At 63.9% G+C, this 16,542-nt stretch carries 11 protein-coding genes; 5 read left to right on the top strand and 6 right to left on the bottom strand.

Annotation, left to right across the window (positions count from 1 at the left end):
* Position 1: 1 nt before the first annotated feature.
* From AWB77_RS06190 to AWB77_RS06180, 3 genes are all read left to right on the top strand, one after another.
* A complete protein-coding gene (locus AWB77_RS06190) occupies positions 2-928 on the top strand; it encodes a branched-chain amino acid ABC transporter permease (protein ID WP_061133696.1) in 927 nt (308 codons plus the stop codon).
* Complete coding sequence (locus AWB77_RS06185; protein ID WP_061133501.1) at positions 925-2,442, top strand: ATP-binding cassette domain-containing protein; 1,518 nt, start codon at positions 925-927, stop codon at positions 2,440-2,442. Before AWB77_RS06190 ends, AWB77_RS06185 begins: the two co-directional genes overlap by 4 nt.
* A gap of 210 nt (positions 2,443-2,652) precedes the next feature.
* Positions 2,653-3,789 carry a porin gene (locus tag AWB77_RS06180; protein WP_061133500.1) on the top strand — a complete coding sequence of 379 codons (1,137 nt, stop codon included), beginning with the start codon at positions 2,653-2,655 and terminating at the stop codon, positions 3,787-3,789.
* Positions 3,790-3,796: 7 nt separating this feature from the next.
* Here the strand turns inward: AWB77_RS06180 and AWB77_RS06175 are convergent, their stop codons facing one another.
* Positions 3,797-4,825 carry an aldose epimerase family protein gene (locus AWB77_RS06175; RefSeq protein WP_061133499.1) on the bottom strand — a complete coding sequence of 343 codons (1,029 nt, stop codon included), beginning with the start codon at positions 4,823-4,825 and terminating at the stop codon, positions 3,797-3,799.
* A 12-nt stretch (positions 4,826-4,837) separates the two neighbouring features.
* Entirely contained in the window at positions 4,838-5,512 is a 675-nt protein-coding gene (locus tag AWB77_RS06170) for an HAD family hydrolase (protein WP_061133498.1), read from the bottom strand.
* A gap of 165 nt (positions 5,513-5,677) precedes the next feature.
* Here AWB77_RS06170 and AWB77_RS06165 point away from each other — a divergent pair, with 165 nt between their 5' ends.
* The gene (locus AWB77_RS06165) at positions 5,678-6,796 is read left to right on the top strand and encodes a 3-deoxy-7-phosphoheptulonate synthase (protein ID WP_061133695.1); all 1,119 of its coding nucleotides are present in this window, start codon (positions 5,678-5,680) and stop codon (positions 6,794-6,796) included.
* Between the two features lie 24 nt (positions 6,797-6,820).
* On the opposite strand, the gene AWB77_RS06160 is transcribed toward AWB77_RS06165, so the two are convergent.
* Entirely contained in the window at positions 6,821-11,686 is a 4,866-nt protein-coding gene (locus AWB77_RS06160; protein ID WP_061133497.1) for a response regulator, read from the bottom strand.
* Between the two features lie 283 nt (positions 11,687-11,969).
* Between AWB77_RS06160 and AWB77_RS06155 the strand changes: the two genes are divergently transcribed.
* Positions 11,970-12,224, top strand: a complete 255-nt coding sequence (locus AWB77_RS06155) for a DUF6723 family protein (RefSeq protein ID WP_061133496.1) — start codon at positions 11,970-11,972, stop codon at positions 12,222-12,224.
* A gap of 788 nt (positions 12,225-13,012) precedes the next feature.
* Here AWB77_RS06155 and AWB77_RS06150 read toward each other — a convergent pair.
* From AWB77_RS06150 to AWB77_RS06140, 3 genes are read right to left on the bottom strand one after another with little or no spacing between them, the layout of a single operon-like run.
* Complete coding sequence (locus AWB77_RS06150) at positions 13,013-13,966, bottom strand: ABC transporter permease (RefSeq protein ID WP_061133495.1); 954 nt, start codon at positions 13,964-13,966, stop codon at positions 13,013-13,015.
* A 7-nt stretch (positions 13,967-13,973) separates the two neighbouring features.
* Positions 13,974-14,954, bottom strand: coding sequence for an ABC transporter permease (locus AWB77_RS06145; protein ID WP_061133494.1), 981 nt, complete (start codon positions 14,952-14,954; stop codon positions 13,974-13,976).
* Complete coding sequence (locus AWB77_RS06140) at positions 14,944-16,506, bottom strand: sugar ABC transporter ATP-binding protein (RefSeq protein ID WP_061133493.1); 1,563 nt, start codon at positions 16,504-16,506, stop codon at positions 14,944-14,946. The genes AWB77_RS06145 and AWB77_RS06140 overlap by 11 nt, the downstream gene beginning before the upstream one ends.
* Between the last annotated feature and the right edge of the window lie 36 nt (positions 16,507-16,542).

Below are 16,542 nucleotides of genomic sequence, written 5' to 3'. Positions count from 1 at the left end.
GATGAAATACATCGCTCGCTCGCGCCTGATCGTCGTCGCGGTGGTGCTCGCAATCGTCGCCGCGACGCTGCCGTGGTGGCTCACCGGCTATATCCTCGGCGTGCTGACCGTCGCGTATTACTTCGGCGTCTTCGCGATGTCGTGGGACTTGCTGTTCGGCTTCGCGGGTGAAGTCAACTTCGGGCCGACGTTCCTGATCGGACTCGGCGCGTATTCCGCCGCGATACTGAACGCCCACGCCGCCGCGCCGATACCGATATGCGTGATGGCGGGCGGCCTCGCCGCACTCGTCGGCGGCCTGCTGCTCGCGGTGCCCGCGTTGCGCTTGCGCGGGCCGTATTTCGGTCTCGTCACGCTCGTCGCGGTGTTGCTATTGCAGAACGCGATCGTGATTTTCGCGGGCGTCACGGGCGGCGAGATCGGCATGATGGTGCCCGATGTATTGTCCGTCGATGCGAGCAACAACTACTGGATCGCGCTCGCGTTTCTCATCGTGTGCGCGATCATTCTCTTCGGTCTCTCGCGCTCCGCGATCGGTCTCATTCTGCAGGCGAGCGGTCAGGATACCGTCGGCGCGCAGGCGCTCGGCTTCAACGTCGTGAAGCACAAGCTCGCGGCGTTCTGCATCAGCGCGGTGTTCTCCGGCGTCGCGGGCGCAATGCTCGTGTTCTATCAGGGCACGGCATCGGTGAGCACGGTGGTCGATATCGGCATCGGCGTGCAGATCATCATCGCGGCGGTGCTCGGCGGCAGGCGCACGATACTCGGCGCGGTGCTCGGTTCGATCTTTCTCATCGTCGCGGGCGAGTTTCTTCGTCCGCTCGGGCAGATCAATACGTTCGTGGTCGCGGCTGTCGCGCTCGCGGTCATCCTGTTCTTTCCCGATGGATTGCTCGGCAACATCCTGCGTGTGAGGGAGCGCGAATGAACGATTCACCCTTGCTCTGCGTGCGCGGTCTGACGAAACGCTTCGGCGGTCTCGTCGCGGTGAAGGACATCGGCTTCGATATAAAGCCCGGCGAGATACTCGGCCTCATCGGTCCGAACGGATCGGGCAAGTCGACGGTGATGAAGCTCATCATGGGTATCGAGCGGCCCAACGCGGGATCGATCAAGGTCGATGGTATCGAGATGGCCGGCTGGCTGCCGCATCGCATCGCGCGCGCGGGCGTCGGCATCGTGTTTCAGCACTCGCGGCCGCTGCATCGGCAAACCGTGCTCGAACACATCAAGCTCGCGCTGCTGCCCGATTCGCTCGTGAAACTCGCCGCCGATCCGCACGTGAACGTGCGCGCGCGAGAGATCGCGGAGCGCGTGGGACTCGGCAAGGTGATGCATCGTCATCCCGCGACACTGCCATTCGCCGATCTGCGCCGCATGGAAATGGCGAAGGCGATTGCGCGCGATCCGCGCGTCGTGCTCGTCGACGAACCGTTCGCGGGTCTGACGGCTGCCGAATCGGAAGCATTCTCCGATCTGATTCGCGGCTTTCGCGCGGAAGGGCGCGCGGTGCTGCTCGTCGATCACAACGTGAAGAGTCTTGCGGCGCTCGCGGATCGCGTGCTCGCGATGTATCTCGGCGAGTATGTTGCGCAAGGCACCGCCGAAGAAGTGATGCGCAACGAGACCGTGCGGCGCGTGTATCTCGGCGGCAAGATCGAGGCGCGCGAACGCGGCGCGGAAGTCGTCAACAGCAAGCCCTGCATTCTCGAGGTCGAGAATATCGGCGTGCTGTACGGCAAGGCGCGCGCGCTCGACGACGTGAGCATGCATGTGCGCGAGGGCGAGTTCGTATCGGTCGTCGGTCTCAATGGCGCGGGCAAGACCACGCTGTTCAACGCGATCTCCGGTCTCGTGCCCTATCAGCAAGGCGTAATCAGATATGGCTCGCAAGATATGAAGGGCATGAGCGGCGCGGCGATCGCGCGCGGCGGCATCGTGCAATGTCCTGAAACGCGCGAATTGTTCGGCGACATGACCGTGCGCGAGAATCTGGATCTCGGCGGCTATCATCTGCCCGACAAGAAGCGTGCGGCTCAACTCGAATGGCTCTTCGAACTCTTTCCGATACTCGAGTCGCGTCAGGCGCAGACCGCGCGCACGTTATCGGGCGGCGAGCAGCAGATGCTCGCAATTGCACGCGCGTTGATGATGCAGCCGAAGCTGCTCATTCTCGACGAGCCCACGCTCGGTCTCGCGCCCGTGATTCTGGAGCAGTTATCGAAGGCGATGGAACTGATGCAGCAGACCACGCCGATCACCGTGCTGCTAGGCGAGCAGAACGTCACCTTCGCGTTGCCGCATGCGGACCGCGTGTATGTGCTGGAACACGCGCGCATTGTATGGGAGGGAACGCCGTCACGCTTCGAAAAGGAAATGGGGCAAGGCTTTCTCGAAGCCGTGCCCGCCGAGGCCGCGCAGATTGCGCAGGCCAAAGCTTAAAGAGTACCGCGCGCAACTGAACAAATAAACGTTGTTGATTAAAACGCCACACGTATTGCGCAGATCGAGCGTCACGACAATCGATGTGTTACAAAGCCGCGTGCTTTCATGCATCGCGCTAAAGCTGTCTTCCATGAAGACAGTTATCTGAAAGGCGTCGCATGAGAGCTCATTAAAAATATCGCTAATAAATAGACGCTCCGACACATCATGAAGACAATCACATCGCGTGCCATCGCAGGCATCGGCGCATCGGTCATCGCGCTCGCGTGTCAATCCGCATTCGCGCAAAGCTCGGTAACGCTTTATGGCGTCGCCGACGTGAGCGTGCGCTATCTGACGAACGCCAACGCCAACAACGACGGCAAGGTGTTCATGACCAACGGCGCGGTCACCAACAGCCGCTGGGGCCTGAAAGGAACCGAAGATCTCGGCGGCGGCTTGCAGGCGATCTTCCGGCTCGAAAGCGGTGTCGAACTGGAGAATGGTCAATACGCCGACAGCGCCCGCGCATTCAATCGCGCGGCGTATGTCGGACTCGCGAGCCAATACGGCACGCTGACGCTCGGTCGTCAGAAGACGCCGCTCTTCGACATGCTCGGCGACACCTACGATCCGCTCACTGTCGGCAATTACTTCGAAAATGCATGGCTGCCGGTTGCGCTGGGCGCGGGCCTTTATGCCGATAACGCCGTCAAGTACAACGGCACGTTCGCGGGCCTGACAATCGGCGCAATGTATTCGTTCGGCACGAACTATACGTCGACGGGCGCGGGCGGCTTCTCGGGCCAGGTGCCGGGACACATGGGCGCGGGCAACATGTACGGCTTCACGGCGTCGTATGCGATGGGTCCGCTGTCCATCGGCGGCGGCTATCAGCAGAACAGCGACAACTCCGCGAACAAGCAAAAGATCTGGAACGCGAACGCCGTCTATGCGATCGGCGCGGCGAAGCTCTATGTCGGCTATCTGCATTCGACCGACGACACCGGCTTCGTCGACAGCGTTCTGCAACAACGCGGCCTCGTCAACGGCACCGATATTTTGAAGGGCTCGGGCCGCCGCGACGATGGTCCGTTCGCCGGCATCACGTATCAGGTCACGCCGGCGCTGTTGCTGACGGGCGCTTTCTACTACGACCACATGAAGAACGCGGCCATCGGCGGCGGCGCGACGGGCAGCGGGAACCGCTACACGGGCGTCGCGCTCGCGGAGTACGCGCTGTCGAAGCGCACCGAAGTCTACGGCACCGTCGACTTCAACAAGGTGACGGGCGCGGCCGATGTCGAACTGCCCGGCCGCTCGAATCAGACCGGCGTGTCGATCGGCTTGCGCAATCTCTTCTGATGACGCGTCAACGCACGCGCAACGTATAGCGCGTGCGTTGACGATACACGTCGCCGGCACGCAGGACGGCGCGCTCGCCGCCGTCCATGTTGATCTCGTTCGGAAAGCCGCCCGCTTCGAGGCATAGTCCCGCATGCTTGCGATAACGCAAGCCGTCACGCGCAGGCACGCCTTCCAGATAATTGCCCGAGTAGAACTGCAGGCCGCGCGCATCGGTCGATACGCTCAGTTCGCGTCCGCTCGATGCATCGAACAACACGGCCACGGTGCGCGGTTCTCGCGCGTCGCCGTTCAACACGTAGCAATGATCGAAGCCGCCCGCGAGCGCGAGTTGTGGATGCGGCGCTTCGAGCCGCGCCCCGATCGATGCGCGCGCGCGCACATCGAACGCGCTGTCCTTGACGCTTTCGCGCGCGACGGGAATCGATGCCGCATCGATGGCGAAGTACGTATCCGAGTCGATCGATATCTCGTGCTCGCGGATGCGCGCGTCATCGCCCAGATTGAAGTACGCGTGATTCGTCAGGTTGACGGGCGTGGCTGCGTCGCTGCGTGCTTCGTAATCGATCGATAACGTGCCCGCGTCGTCGAGCGCATAGCGCACGGTCACATCGAGATTGCCGGGAAAGCCCGCGTCGCCCGCTTGCGAATGCAGCGCCATGACGAGCGCGCCGTCGATCTCTTGCGCGCGCCATATCTGCCGATGAAAACCCATCGCGCCGCCATGCAGATGATTCGCGCCTTCGTTGCGTTCGACCTGATGCGCGGTGCCGTCGAGCACGAAGCGCGCATCGCGGATGCGATTGGCCCAGCGCCCGATGGTCGCGCCCATGAACGCCGTGCCGTTGCGATAATCGTCGGGCGTGTCGTGACCGAGCAGGACATCGGCGATGCGGCCTTCGCGATCGGGCGCGAGCCATGAAACGAGCGTCGCGCCGAGATCGCTGATGTCGATCCGCATGCCCGACGCATTGCGCAATGTGTAGAGATTCACATCGCCCCAGGGGCGAACGTCGATGGAAGAAGAGGTCGTCATGTCGCGATCATCTCATGGACGTGCCGCGACTTCATCCAGATGGAGCAGCAAGTCCGCCGGGTCTTCGTACACGCGCAACGCGCCCGAGCGCTCCAGTTCATCGCTGCCATAACCGCCCGACAGCAAGCCGACGCCGAGCGAGCGGCAACGGCGCGCGGCGAGCATGTCCCAGATGCTGTCGCCGACGACGACGGTATGTTCGATCGGCACGTTCAGACGCGCGGCGGCGGCGAGGAACAGATCGGGATCGGGCTTCGCGTACTTGACCATGTCGCGCGTGATGACCACCTGCTTCGCCGGATCGACGCCCAATGCTTCGAGATTGACCTGCGCGGTCTCCATGCGTCCGCTCGTCGCGATGGCCCACTTCGTACCCGCTTGCGTCAGCGCGTCGAGCAACTCGCGCGCGCCCGGCAGGGGACACACTTGCGCGCGCAGCCGCTTGTAGGCTTCCGCATGCAACTGACGCAGCCGTTCCACGCGATCCGCGCTGATCTCGCCATGCGTCTCGCGCAGCAACTGATTGGTGAAAAGCCCGCCGCTCATGCCGATCTTGCGATGAATGCGCCACACCGACAACCCGATGCCCTCCGCATCGAGCGCTTCCTTCCATGCGAGCACGTGCTGATACACGCTATCGACGAGCGTGCCGTCGAGGTCGAACAGGAATGACGTTTCGATGCGCATGATCGCTCCTCTCAGTGATGGGGTATCGGCTTCATCATACGCACGATCCGGCGAGCACGCGGCGGCAAATGCGATAATGGATATCTGCGCCGCGAGCCGTTGTATCGCGGAATGCACGCATAAAGTCCCTGAATTTTGCATCAATTACGCATGACGGAGCTTATCTTGACCCGCATCGACAATCCCTCCCGCGATCAGGAGGCAGGCGTGGCCGACTCCACGCAAGACACCACGCGCATCGACGATACGCGCATCGGCGCGGTGCGTCCGCTGATCTCGCCCGCGTTGCTGCTCGACGAACTGCCGGTCACGCCCGCCGTGCAGACGCTGGTGGAAGAGAGCCGCGCGGCGATCGCGAACATTCTGCATGGACGCGATGACAGGCTCGTCGTGGTCGTCGGTCCGTGCTCCATCCACGATCACGATCAGGCGATAGAATATGCCCGGCGCCTGAAGCAGGTCGCGCACGACTTGCGCGACGAACTGTTCATCGTCATGCGCGTGTACTTCGAAAAGCCCCGCACGACGGTCGGCTGGAAAGGCTATATCAACGATCCGCGTCTCGACGGCAGCTTCCGCATCAACGAAGGCCTGCGCCGCGCGCGCGAGCTTTTGCTCGATATCAGCGGCCTGGGTCTGCCGACCGCGACCGAGTTCCTCGATCTGCTCAGCCCGCAATACATCGCCGATCTGATCGCGTGGGGCGCGATCGGCGCACGCACGACGGAGAGCCAGAGCCATCGCCAGCTTGCGTCGGGGCTTTCGTGCCCGATCGGTTTCAAGAACGGCACCGATGGCGGCGTGCAGGTTGCGGCGGACGCCATCGTCGCGGCAGGCGCGAGCCACGCGTTCATGGGCATGACGAAGATGGGCATGGCCGCGATCTTCGAGACGCGCGGCAACGACGACTGCCACGTGATCCTGCGGGGCGGCAAGAAGGGACCGAATTACGATGCGCAAAGCGTCGCGGCCGCGTGCGGCGCGCTCGCTGCGCTCGGCCAGCGCGAGCAGGTTATGATCGATTGCTCGCACGCCAACTCGAACAAGTCGCACCTGCGTCAGGTCGATGTTGCGCAGGACATCGCGCGGCAACTGGAAGCGGGCGAGCGGCGCATCACTGGCGTGATGATCGAGAGTCATCTGGAAGAAGGCCGTCAGGATCTGAAGCCGGGCGTGCCGCTGAAGCACGGCGTATCGATCACCGATGCCTGCCTCGGCTGGACGCAAAGCGAGCCGGTGCTCGAACTGCTCGCGCAAGCCGTGAGGAAGCGCCGCGCGGGGTGATCGGCCGGGCGGTGAAGTTCCCGGCTACGTCTTCACCGCCGCATTCAACGCTTCGACGAGCGCGAGCGGATCGAAAGGCTTGCGCAACTGGACCGCGTTCGGCAGCGCGCGCCGCTCGTCCTCGCCGAGCGCGAGATCGTAGCCCGTCACGAACACGACGCCCAGCGACGGCGTTTCGCGGCACGCGGTAATAGCCAGTTGCACGCCCGACTGCCCGGCGAGATCGACATCCGTCAACAGCAGATCGAAGCGATGCCGCGCTAAAAGCGCAAGCGCTTCATCGACGCTCGCCGCCTCCATCAAATCAACGTCGAACGTGCGCAGCAGTTCCGCCGTGCTCGCGCGCACGAGCTCGTTGTCTTCGACGAAAAGCACGCGCCTGTGCGACAGCGCATCGTGTTGCGCGGCGTCCGCTTCGATATCGGCTGACGTGAGCGCCTGCGGCTGCACGCGTTGCCCCAGCACGAGCCGCACCTTGCGCGCCAGCGCTTCGTGCGTATAAGGCTTGCTCAAGAGATCGATGCCCTCGTCGAGCCGTCCCGCATGCACGATGGCGTTGTCCGTATAACCCGACGTGAAGAGCACGGCGATTCCCGGCACGCGTTCGCGCGCCTTGCGCGCAAGCTCGGTGCTGCGCAATGGACCGGGCATCACGACATCGGTGAAGAGCAGATCGATCGGCACGCCGCTTTCGACGATCGCCAGCGCGCTTTGCGCATCCTTCGCACGCAACACGCGATAGCCTAAGTCGGCGAGCAGTTCGACGACGGTCGCGCGCACTTCCTCATCGTCCTCGACGACGAGAATGGTCTCGCTGCCGCCCTTCGCCGGGCCCGCTTCGACATTCGTTTCGAGGTCTTCCTCTTCGCGCGCGCGTGGCAGATAGATGCGCAGCGTCGTGCCGTGCCCTTGCTCGCTGTACACCTTGACGTGGCCGCCGGACTGCTTGACGAAGCCGTACACCATCGAGAGTCCGAGGCCCGTTCCCTGGCCTTCGCGCTTGGTCGTGAAGAACGGCTCGAATGCGCGTTCCTGTACTTCGGGGGACATGCCCGTGCCGGTGTCGGTGACCGCGACCATCACGTACTGGCCTGGCGTGACGTCGGCATTGCGCATCGCGTAGGCTTCGTCGAGCGATGCGTTGCCCGCTTCGATCGTGAGCTTGCCATGACCGTTCATCGCGTCGCGCGCGTTGATCGCGAGATTGAGCAGCGCGTTCTCCACCTGGAACGGATCGACGAGCGTATTCCACAAACCGCCCGACACGATGGTCTCGATCTCGATGCCATCGCCGAGCGCGCGGCGGAACATGTCGTCGAGACCGCGCACGAAGCGGCCGAGGTTCACGACCTTCGGCGCGAGCGGCTGGCGTCTGCCGAACGCGAGCAATTGCGATGCGAGATTCGCCCCGCGCGCGACGCCCGCGAGTGCATTGCGCACGCGCTGCTCGGGCTTGTCGTGTCCGGCGACATCCTTCGCGAGCAGTTGCAGATTGCCGCCGATCACTTGCAGCAGGTTGTTGAAGTCGTGCGCGACGCCGCCCGTCAGCTTGCCGATTGCTTCCATCTTCTGCGCCATGCGCAGCGCTTCTTCGGCATGGCGCAAGGCGTCGGCGGTATCGCGATCCGAGGTGACGTCGCGGCCCACGCCGTGAATGCGCCGCGTGCGCGGATCGAGCGACACCGTCCACGCGATCCAGCGCCAGCCGCCGTCCGATCGGCTCAGGCGGCATTCGTAGCGCACCGGCTGGCCGCTCGCGCGCAGCCGGTCGAGTTCCGCGGCGGCATCGCGCGCGTCGTCGGGATGCACGAGGTCCATCACCGTGTGCGAATGCAGGCGCTGCGAGTCGAAGCCGAGCACGCGCGTCCACGACGGACTCACGCGCAAGAGCGCGCCTTCGAAGCTCGCGACATAGAACAGGTCTTCGCTCAGTTCCCACAGACGATCGCGGTCCGCGACGGCATCCGCGACGCGGCGCTCCAGCGTCTCGTTCAGGTCGCGCAGCGCGGCTTGCGCCTTCGTGCGTTCGGCGATTTCGTCCTGCGCGGCCTGAAAGAGACGCGCGTTGTCGATGGCGGTTGCCGCCTGCGCCGCGATGCCGGTCAGCACGTGCTCCGAGCGTTCCGTGAAGACGCCCGGCTCGGGATGCCCGAAGAACAGACCGCCAAGCACTTCGCCGTTGCGCGAGACGACCGGCGCCGCGAGATAGCTGCACACGGCGAGATGGCCCTTCGGCATGCCGTGATGCGGCGCGTTGTGACCGTAGCGCGGGTCTCGGGTGATGTCGTCGGAACGCACGATGCCAGCGCCTTCGAACGTCGGGCCGAACACGGCCGTGTTGCGCGGCATCGGGAAGCGGGAGAACGTGTCTTTCGGCACGCCGGAGAGCGTGTAGAGCGTGTAGCTCTCGCCCTTGTCGTCGAGCACGTTGTAGAAGAACGAGCCGAACGCGGCGCCGGTCAGCTCCGTGGCGGCATCGACGACGACCTGCACTGCGCGGCTCAAATCCAGTTCGCCCGCGACCGCCGTCCCGACGCGATTGAGAATCTCGAGCGTGTGCGATTCGTCGCGCAGCTTTTGCTCGGTCGCATGGCGCAGCCGCGCGAGGCTCAGATTGCTCGCGACGCGCGCAAGCAGTTCGCGCGCGGAGAATGGCTTGGTCAGGTAGTCGTCCGCGCCCGCTTCGAGGCCGCCGACGCGCGCTTCCTCGCCCGCGCGCGCGGACAGCAGCACGACGGGCGTTTCGCGCAACGCTTCGTCGTTGCGCACGGCGCGCAGGAGCCCGAAGCCGTCGAGGCGCGGCATCATCACGTCGGAGACGATGACTTCCGGGCGCACCTCGCGCGCGATTGCGAGCGCGTCTTCGCCATCGGCGGCGACCCTCACGTCATGCCCCGCCGCGATCAGCATGCGGCGCATGTAGTCACGCAGATCGGCATTGTCGTCGACGATGAGCACGCGGCCCGGCATCGCGCCGGCGGGCGGCGGCTCGTCGGCGGCGCGCACGCCGAGCGGCGCGTCTTCCTCGCTTTCGACGACGCGCGCTTCGTCGGCGTCGGGCATCCAGCGCATGGCGGCATCGACATACGAGCGCGCGCGGATGCTCGCTTCGGCGTGCGGCGCGTGCGTGTCGTCGTGCAGAGACGCCTGCGACGCCGGCAGCGTGACGGTAAAGCACGCGCCTTCGCCGGGCGTGCTGTCGACGCGGATCGTGCCGCCGTGCAGCTTGACGAGCTCCTGCACCATCGCGAGACCGATGCCGCTGCCTTCCACCGAGCGGCCCGCCGCGCCCGCGACGCGGTGAAACCGCTCGAACACGCGCGTGAGTTCCGCCTCCGGAATGCCGATGCCCGTGTCGCGCACGCGCATTTCGATGCCCGCGCCGGCGCGCGCATCGAGCGAGATGCGAATCACGCCTTCGAACGTGAACTTGAAGGCGTTCGACAGCAGGTTCATCACGATCTTTTCCCACATGTCGCGGTCGATATCGGCGACGACGGGCGTGGGTGCGATGTCGATCTCGAGCCGCAGACCCGCCGATTCGATCGCCGACCGGAAGAGCGATGCGAGCTCGGCGGTGAAGAGCGCGAGGTCCGTCGGCTGGCGATGAATCTCGATGCGCCCGGCCTCGATGCGCGAGAAGTCGAGCAGCGCGTTCACGAGCTTGAGCAGCCGCAAGCCGTTGCGATGCATGATCTCGACGAGCCGCAAATCTTCATGGCTCACGCGCTCGGGATTGGCGAGCAGTTCTTCGAGCGGGCCGAGCATCAGCGTGAGCGGTGTTCTGAACTCGTGGCTGATGTTAGAGAAGAACGTGGTCTTCGCGCGGTCGATTTCGGCGAGCGCTTCGGCGCGGCGGCGCTCTTCGTCGTAGGCGTGCGCGTAGCCGAGCGCGGCGCCGATCTGCCCGGCGACGAGATTCACGAACGCGCGATAGCCTTCGTCGAAAAGGCGGTACGGATTGAGCGCGGCGATCAGCACGCCCGCGCGCCCGGTTTCGCCCGACGGCGCGATGGGCACGATGACGGCGCTGCCCGGCGCCACGCTCCATGCGCCCGTTGGAAGCGGCGCGCCGATCAGGCGATCCAGACCGGTGACGACGCGCGTCTGGTTTTCGCGCAGCGCGGCGAGCGCGGGCCAGGGACCGCCGTTCGCGGCGTGCAGGATCGCGGGCGCGCCTGGCTCGCCCGGCTCGATGCCGCAAGCGCCGACGAGCGCCGCCGCGTCGCCGCCCGGCTCGGCGGCATAGAGCAGCGCGAAGGGGAGGTCGCGCGATGCGTTCCTGAGTGCGCTCATCGACAGTTCGCAGGCGTCGCGCCACGAACGCGCATCGGCCGCGGACGCCGCCAGCTCGCGCAGCACGTTCAACTGGCGCTCGCCGAGCACGCGCTTGGTTTCGTCGCTATTCGCGCAGATGATGCCGCCGGCGCCGCCGCGATCGTCGGGAATCGGGCTGTAGGAGAACGTGTAATACGTTTCCTCGGGAAAGCCGTTGCGCTCCATGATGAGGAGCTTCTGTTCGACGAATGTCCCTTCGATGCCGCTCAGCGCGGTCTCCAGCAGCGGGCCGATGTCGCTCCAGATTTCGCGCCACACGACCGAGGTGGGCTGGCCAAGTGCCTGCGGATGCTTGCCGCCGATGATCGATTTGTATGCGTCGTTATAGAAGAAGAGCAGGTCGGGACCCCAGCCGACCCAGATCGGCTGGCGCGAGGTCAGCATGATGCGGATGGCCGTCTTCAGGCTTTGCGGCCAGTGTTCGGGCGAGCCGAGCGCGGTTTGCGTCCAATCGAAACTGCGGATGAGCGCGCCCATTTCGCCGCCGCCCAGCAGGAAGCTCGGGTCGCGCCCGTTCATCCTCGTATCCGCGATCAGATTGTCAGCTTTCATCGACGCTTGGTCTCCTCGCCCTGTGTCTCGATGTGGCGACGTGCTTGCTTGAATTGGGGATCGAATGATTCGCGCAACGGTTTTCATCGCGTGCGCGATTTTGGATTCTCGCATGGAAAGCGTCTTTCCATCAGGACGACCGCATGCGACACGCCCAAGCGACAAGGCGCTCGGGCCGCAGCGAGCGGTGCGCGCGCTCGGAACGCTTATTGCTGGGTCGATGACGACACAAGCACATGGCGTACTCACGCTGCCTGCCCTACGAAAGAACATGTCCAGACCGATGCCCAAAACCACCCCGACATCCGAAGCAGGGACCTTCGAAGGCTTCGACATCTACGCATCGTACGTGGTCAACGCGACGGGCCTGCATATCGGCACGCTGAAGGTCGTGCGCAAGCGCGACAAGCGCGTGCTTTATCCGTTCGATGGCTGCGAGACTATCGGACCGTTCGAATCGAGCGAGGATGCGCGGCGTGCGGCGGAGGCGCTGGGCAAGCGCATCGTCGAGGCGGATATTGCTAATCCGGAGCCTTGAGGGCGGCTTGTTGAGGGATTGTCGTAGGGCGACGTTTTATCGGCGTTATAGCCCCGGCGCTTTCGTTTGAGCTTTGTTGGCCGGATCCCGATTTCTTGGTGGTTTATTAGCACTGCCCCTGTGCGGGGCGGCACTTACTTTCTTTGCTGCTGCAAAGAAAGTAAGCAAAGAAAGCAGCTTTTCAGGCCCGCGGTCACACGCAGTTTGGGTAGTTCTCTCGTTCGAGGTGGCACTCGCCTAAAGAGTGCCCTCGAAGCAATGACCGGGCTTGGATCGCGCACGGTCTGACTAGTTAGGCGGTTTGAGGTGCTGGTTCAGCGCAATATAGCTCCGTCCCGCTTCGCGGCCGATGGGTTAACCGGGTGCGCGAGCGCAGGCGCATTCGCACGCGTCCCGACGGTTTCCCTCGCAGACCCGGCGGCAGCGCGTAGCGCTGGGCCGATGCTCTTTCGTGCTGAACCTGCGCCTTCCGGCAACTAGCTAGTCAGACCGTGCGCGAGCCAAGCCAGGTTGGGCCTATGAGGGCACTCTTTAGGCGAGTGCCACGGAGGACGAGAGAACTACCCAAACTGCGTGTGACCGCGGGCGTTGAAAAGCTGCTTTCTTTGGTTACTTTCTTTGCAGCAGCAAAGAAAGTGACTGCCGCCCCGCACAGGGGCAGTGCTAATGGACCACAGAGAAAACGGGATCCGGCGAAAAGAACGTAAAGACCGCTTGAGTGTCACCAACGACGAGGGATTTACCCAAACCGCGTGTGGCCGCGGGCCAGAAAAAAGCTGCAAAAAAAGCTACCGCGCCACCTCAACAGAACCCCGCTTCCCCAAAACCCGCGCCTGCAAAACAATAACAAGCAAAAGAAACAACCCACGAATAACCGACTGCCAATAAGCTGAGAGCGAAATAAACCCCAACCCATTCTCGAAGTTGAGAAGATTGAACACGAGGCCAAGCAACGCGACCCCCGCGACGGTCATCGCAATCGACCCATCCCCTCCTGTCAGTCTCGTCCCCCCGAGCACCACAGCCGAAATCGCAAACAACTCCCATCCGACGCCTTCATTCGGCTGCCCCGCGCCGAACTGCGCGGCCAAAATCGCGCCCGCGATCCCCGCAAGCAATCCGCTCACCGCATAAACGAAAACCAGCGTGCGGTCCACGTTCAATCCCATCAATCGCGATGCCTCTTCACTGCCGCCGATAGCCAACGCATGCCGCCCAAACCGCGAGCTGCGCAATGCAATCCATCCGATCACAGCCGCCGCCGCCCCCACGATACCCGGAATCGGCAACTCCAGAAAATCGCCCTGGCCGAACGCCGCGAATCGCATATCCGACGATATCGCCACCGCATCGTTATGACCGAGCAGCAGCGCAAGCCCGTGCGCGCCGAGACTCGTCGCGAGCGTGACGATGAACGGCAAGATCCGCATATGCGTAATGACGAGCCCGTTCAACACGCCGACCGCAAGACCCGCGAACGATCCCGCGAGCACGCCCGCAATCGCGCCATGCGGACTCGCCAACGCGGCCACGACGCTCGCGAGCGCCGCCACCGCGCCGACCGACAGATCGATGCCGCCCGTGATGATGACGAACGCCATGCCGATCGATATCAGCAGGAACATCGAGTTGTAACGCCAGAACGACGTCACGTTATACGCCGACAGGAAATGCTCGTAGCGCGTGACGCCGAGCACGAGCAACGCGACGAGCGCAACCAATATGGGCAGATTCTTCTTCATGTCGATGTCAGCCTCGCTTGCGTTGCACGTACACCGCGGCAATGATGATCGCGGCCTTGAGCACGAGCGCGGCGGCATCGGGAATGCCGTGCGCGAGCAACGTGTAACGCAGCAACTGGATGATGAGCGCGCCGATCAGCGTGCCGGTGATATACGCCTTGCCGCCCGTCAACGCCGTGCCGCCCACCGCGACCGCCGCGATCGCATCGAGCTCCACGCCAAGGCCCACGACATTCGCATCCGACGACGAATTCACCGAGATCGATATCAATCCCGCAAGCCCCGCAAGCGCCGCGCATGCGGTGTACGCGATCATCTTCACGCGCGCCGTCGGAATGCCTGAAAGATAGGCCGCGTCCTCGTTGCCGCCCGTCACGAGCAGATACTTGCCGAACAGCGTCTTGCGCACGATCCATGTGAACACCGCGACGAGCGCGAGCATCAACAGGATCTGGAAGGGCACGCCCGCGATCTTGCCGAGCGCGATCCACTGAAACGCGGGGTTGTTGAACGCCTGCAGACTGCCATCGGTGACGACCTGCGCAATGCCGCGCCCCGCGATGAACAGCACGAGCGTCGCGACGATCGGCTGCACATGCAGACGCGTGACGAGAAAGCCATTGAAGACGCCGCATAAAGCCGCCGCGATGATCGGCAACGTGAACGCGAGCACGATGCCGAGCGGCCCGTCGATGTTCATGAAGAGCATCGGCGCGAGCGCACCCGCAATCGCCATCGACGCACCCACCGACAGATCGATGCCGCCCGTCGCGACGACGAGCGTCATGCCGATGCCGACGATCACGATCGTCACGACCTGCGTGAGATTGACGTTGAATGTCTGCAACGAAAGGAAGTGCTGCGTGAAGATCAGATTGAACACGATCATCGCGAGCAGCACCGCGACCTCGCGCTGAATCGCGACGCCGCGCTTCTTCTTCACGCCCGCCTGCACGATGGGCGCGGCGCGTTGCGTGTCATCGATCATGTTTCGCTTCCTCCACCGCTTCCGCGAGCGTCGACTCCGCGCCCGCGCCGTACGCGATCGCATCCATGATCGACGCCTCGGTCATCTGCGCGCCGTCGAGTTGGGCGACCGTCTCGCCATCGCGGATCACGACCGCGCGATCGGCGACCGCCGTAAGTTCTTCCAGTTCGGACGCCGACAACAACACCGCAAGCCCCGCGTCGCGCAACTCGCGCACGATCTTCGCGACATCGGCTTTCGCGCCGACATCGATGCCGCGTGTGGGTTCGTCGAGCAAGAGAAGGCGAGGGTTCGTCGCGAGCCAGCGCGCGAGCAAAACCTTCTGTTGATTGCCGCCCGAGAGTTCGCGTATAGGCTGATCGGGCGAACGCAGCTTGATGCCGAGCGATTCGATGAAACCATCGACGATCTCGCGCTGCTTCGCGACATCAACGACACCGCGCTTCGTCAACGCGGGCAGGCAGACGAGCGTGAGGTTATCGCGCACGGACAATTCCGGCACGATCCCTTCGGCCTTGCGGTCTTCCGTCAGATACGCGATACCGCGCGCGATCGCATCCTTCGGCGATCTGAACGCGGCCTGTTCGCCATTGATGCCGAGCGTGCCCTTCGCCGGACGATCCGCGCCGAAGAGAAGGCGCATCGTCTCCGTGCGTCCCGAGCCGAGCAAGCCCGCGAGACCGACGGCTTCGCCCGCATGCACATCGAGCGATACGTCCGTGACTTTCGCGCCCGCCGCAAGCCCTTGCGCGGATAGCGCCACCGGCCCGCGCTTCGCGAGATTCGCTTCCTTCACGGCGCTGTCCTCGTGCACGACGGCGGCGAGCGTGCGGCCGAGCATCGTCGTGACGAGCTTGAGCTTGTCCATCTCGTGCATCGTGCTTTCGGCGACCGTCTGTCCGTCGCGCATCACGGTGACGCGATCGCACAGCGCATAGAGTTCGTCGAGCCGATGCGATACGAAGATCACCGCGCGGCCATCGTCACGCAACCGGCGCACGACGTTGAAGAGCAGTTCCACTTCGCGTTCGTCGAGCGAGGACGTCGATTCGTCCATGATGACAAGCTTCGCATCCGACGAAACCGCCCGCGCGAGCGCGATCATCTGCTGGATCGCGGTGGAAAACTCGCGCACGGGCTTCTTTACATCGATTCGTAATCCGAATGATTCGAGCAGTTCGGCGGCGCGTTGCTGAACCTTCTTCCAGTCGATGAGACCGAAACGGCGCGGCTCGCGTCCCAGGAAAATGTTCTCCGCGACCGAGCGGAACGGCACGAGATTGATCTCCTGATAGATCGTGCTGATGCCCGCTTCGCGCGCGTCCTTCGGCGTGCGGAAATCGACTTCGCGGCCATCGAAGCGAATCGTGCCGGCGCTCTTGCGATACGCGCCCGTGAGTATCTTGATGAGCGTCGATTTGCCCGCGCCGTTCTGTCCGATCAGCGCGTGCACTTCGCCCGCCGCAACGGTCAGGCGCGCGTGCTTCAACGCGGCGACACCGCCGAACGCGATGTCGATGTCCTGCATGTCGAGAAGGGGAGTCTGAGCCATGCGTGGTGTCCGTCGAAATGAAAAAGCGAGCGCCTT

It is taken from the genome of Caballeronia fortuita, from assembly GCF_001544835.2.
Classification (GTDB): domain Bacteria; phylum Pseudomonadota; class Gammaproteobacteria; order Burkholderiales; family Burkholderiaceae; genus Caballeronia; species Caballeronia fortuita.
This window is presented reverse-complemented; position numbering and strand designations above follow the sequence as displayed.

Coding starts and splice junctions, on each gene's coding strand:
- AWB77_RS06190 (WP_061133696.1), top strand. CDS start 2: ATGAAATACATCGCTCGCTCGCGCCTGATCGTCGTCGCGGTGGTGCTC.
- AWB77_RS06185 (WP_061133501.1), top strand. CDS start 925: ATGAACGATTCACCCTTGCTCTGCGTGCGCGGTCTGACGAAACGCTTC.
- AWB77_RS06180 (WP_061133500.1), top strand. CDS start 2,653: ATGAAGACAATCACATCGCGTGCCATCGCAGGCATCGGCGCATCGGTC.
- AWB77_RS06175 (WP_061133499.1), bottom strand. CDS start 4,825: ATGACGACCTCTTCTTCCATCGACGTTCGCCCCTGGGGCGATGTGAAT.
- AWB77_RS06170 (WP_061133498.1), bottom strand. CDS start 5,512: ATGCGCATCGAAACGTCATTCCTGTTCGACCTCGACGGCACGCTCGTC.
- AWB77_RS06160 (WP_061133497.1), bottom strand. CDS start 11,686: ATGAAAGCTGACAATCTGATCGCGGATACGAGGATGAACGGGCGCGAC.
- AWB77_RS06155 (WP_061133496.1), top strand. CDS start 11,970: ATGCCCAAAACCACCCCGACATCCGAAGCAGGGACCTTCGAAGGCTTC.
- AWB77_RS06150 (WP_061133495.1), bottom strand. CDS start 13,966: ATGAAGAAGAATCTGCCCATATTGGTTGCGCTCGTCGCGTTGCTCGTG.
- AWB77_RS06145 (WP_061133494.1), bottom strand. CDS start 14,954: ATGATCGATGACACGCAACGCGCCGCGCCCATCGTGCAGGCGGGCGTG.
- AWB77_RS06140 (WP_061133493.1), bottom strand. CDS start 16,506: ATGGCTCAGACTCCCCTTCTCGACATGCAGGACATCGACATCGCGTTC.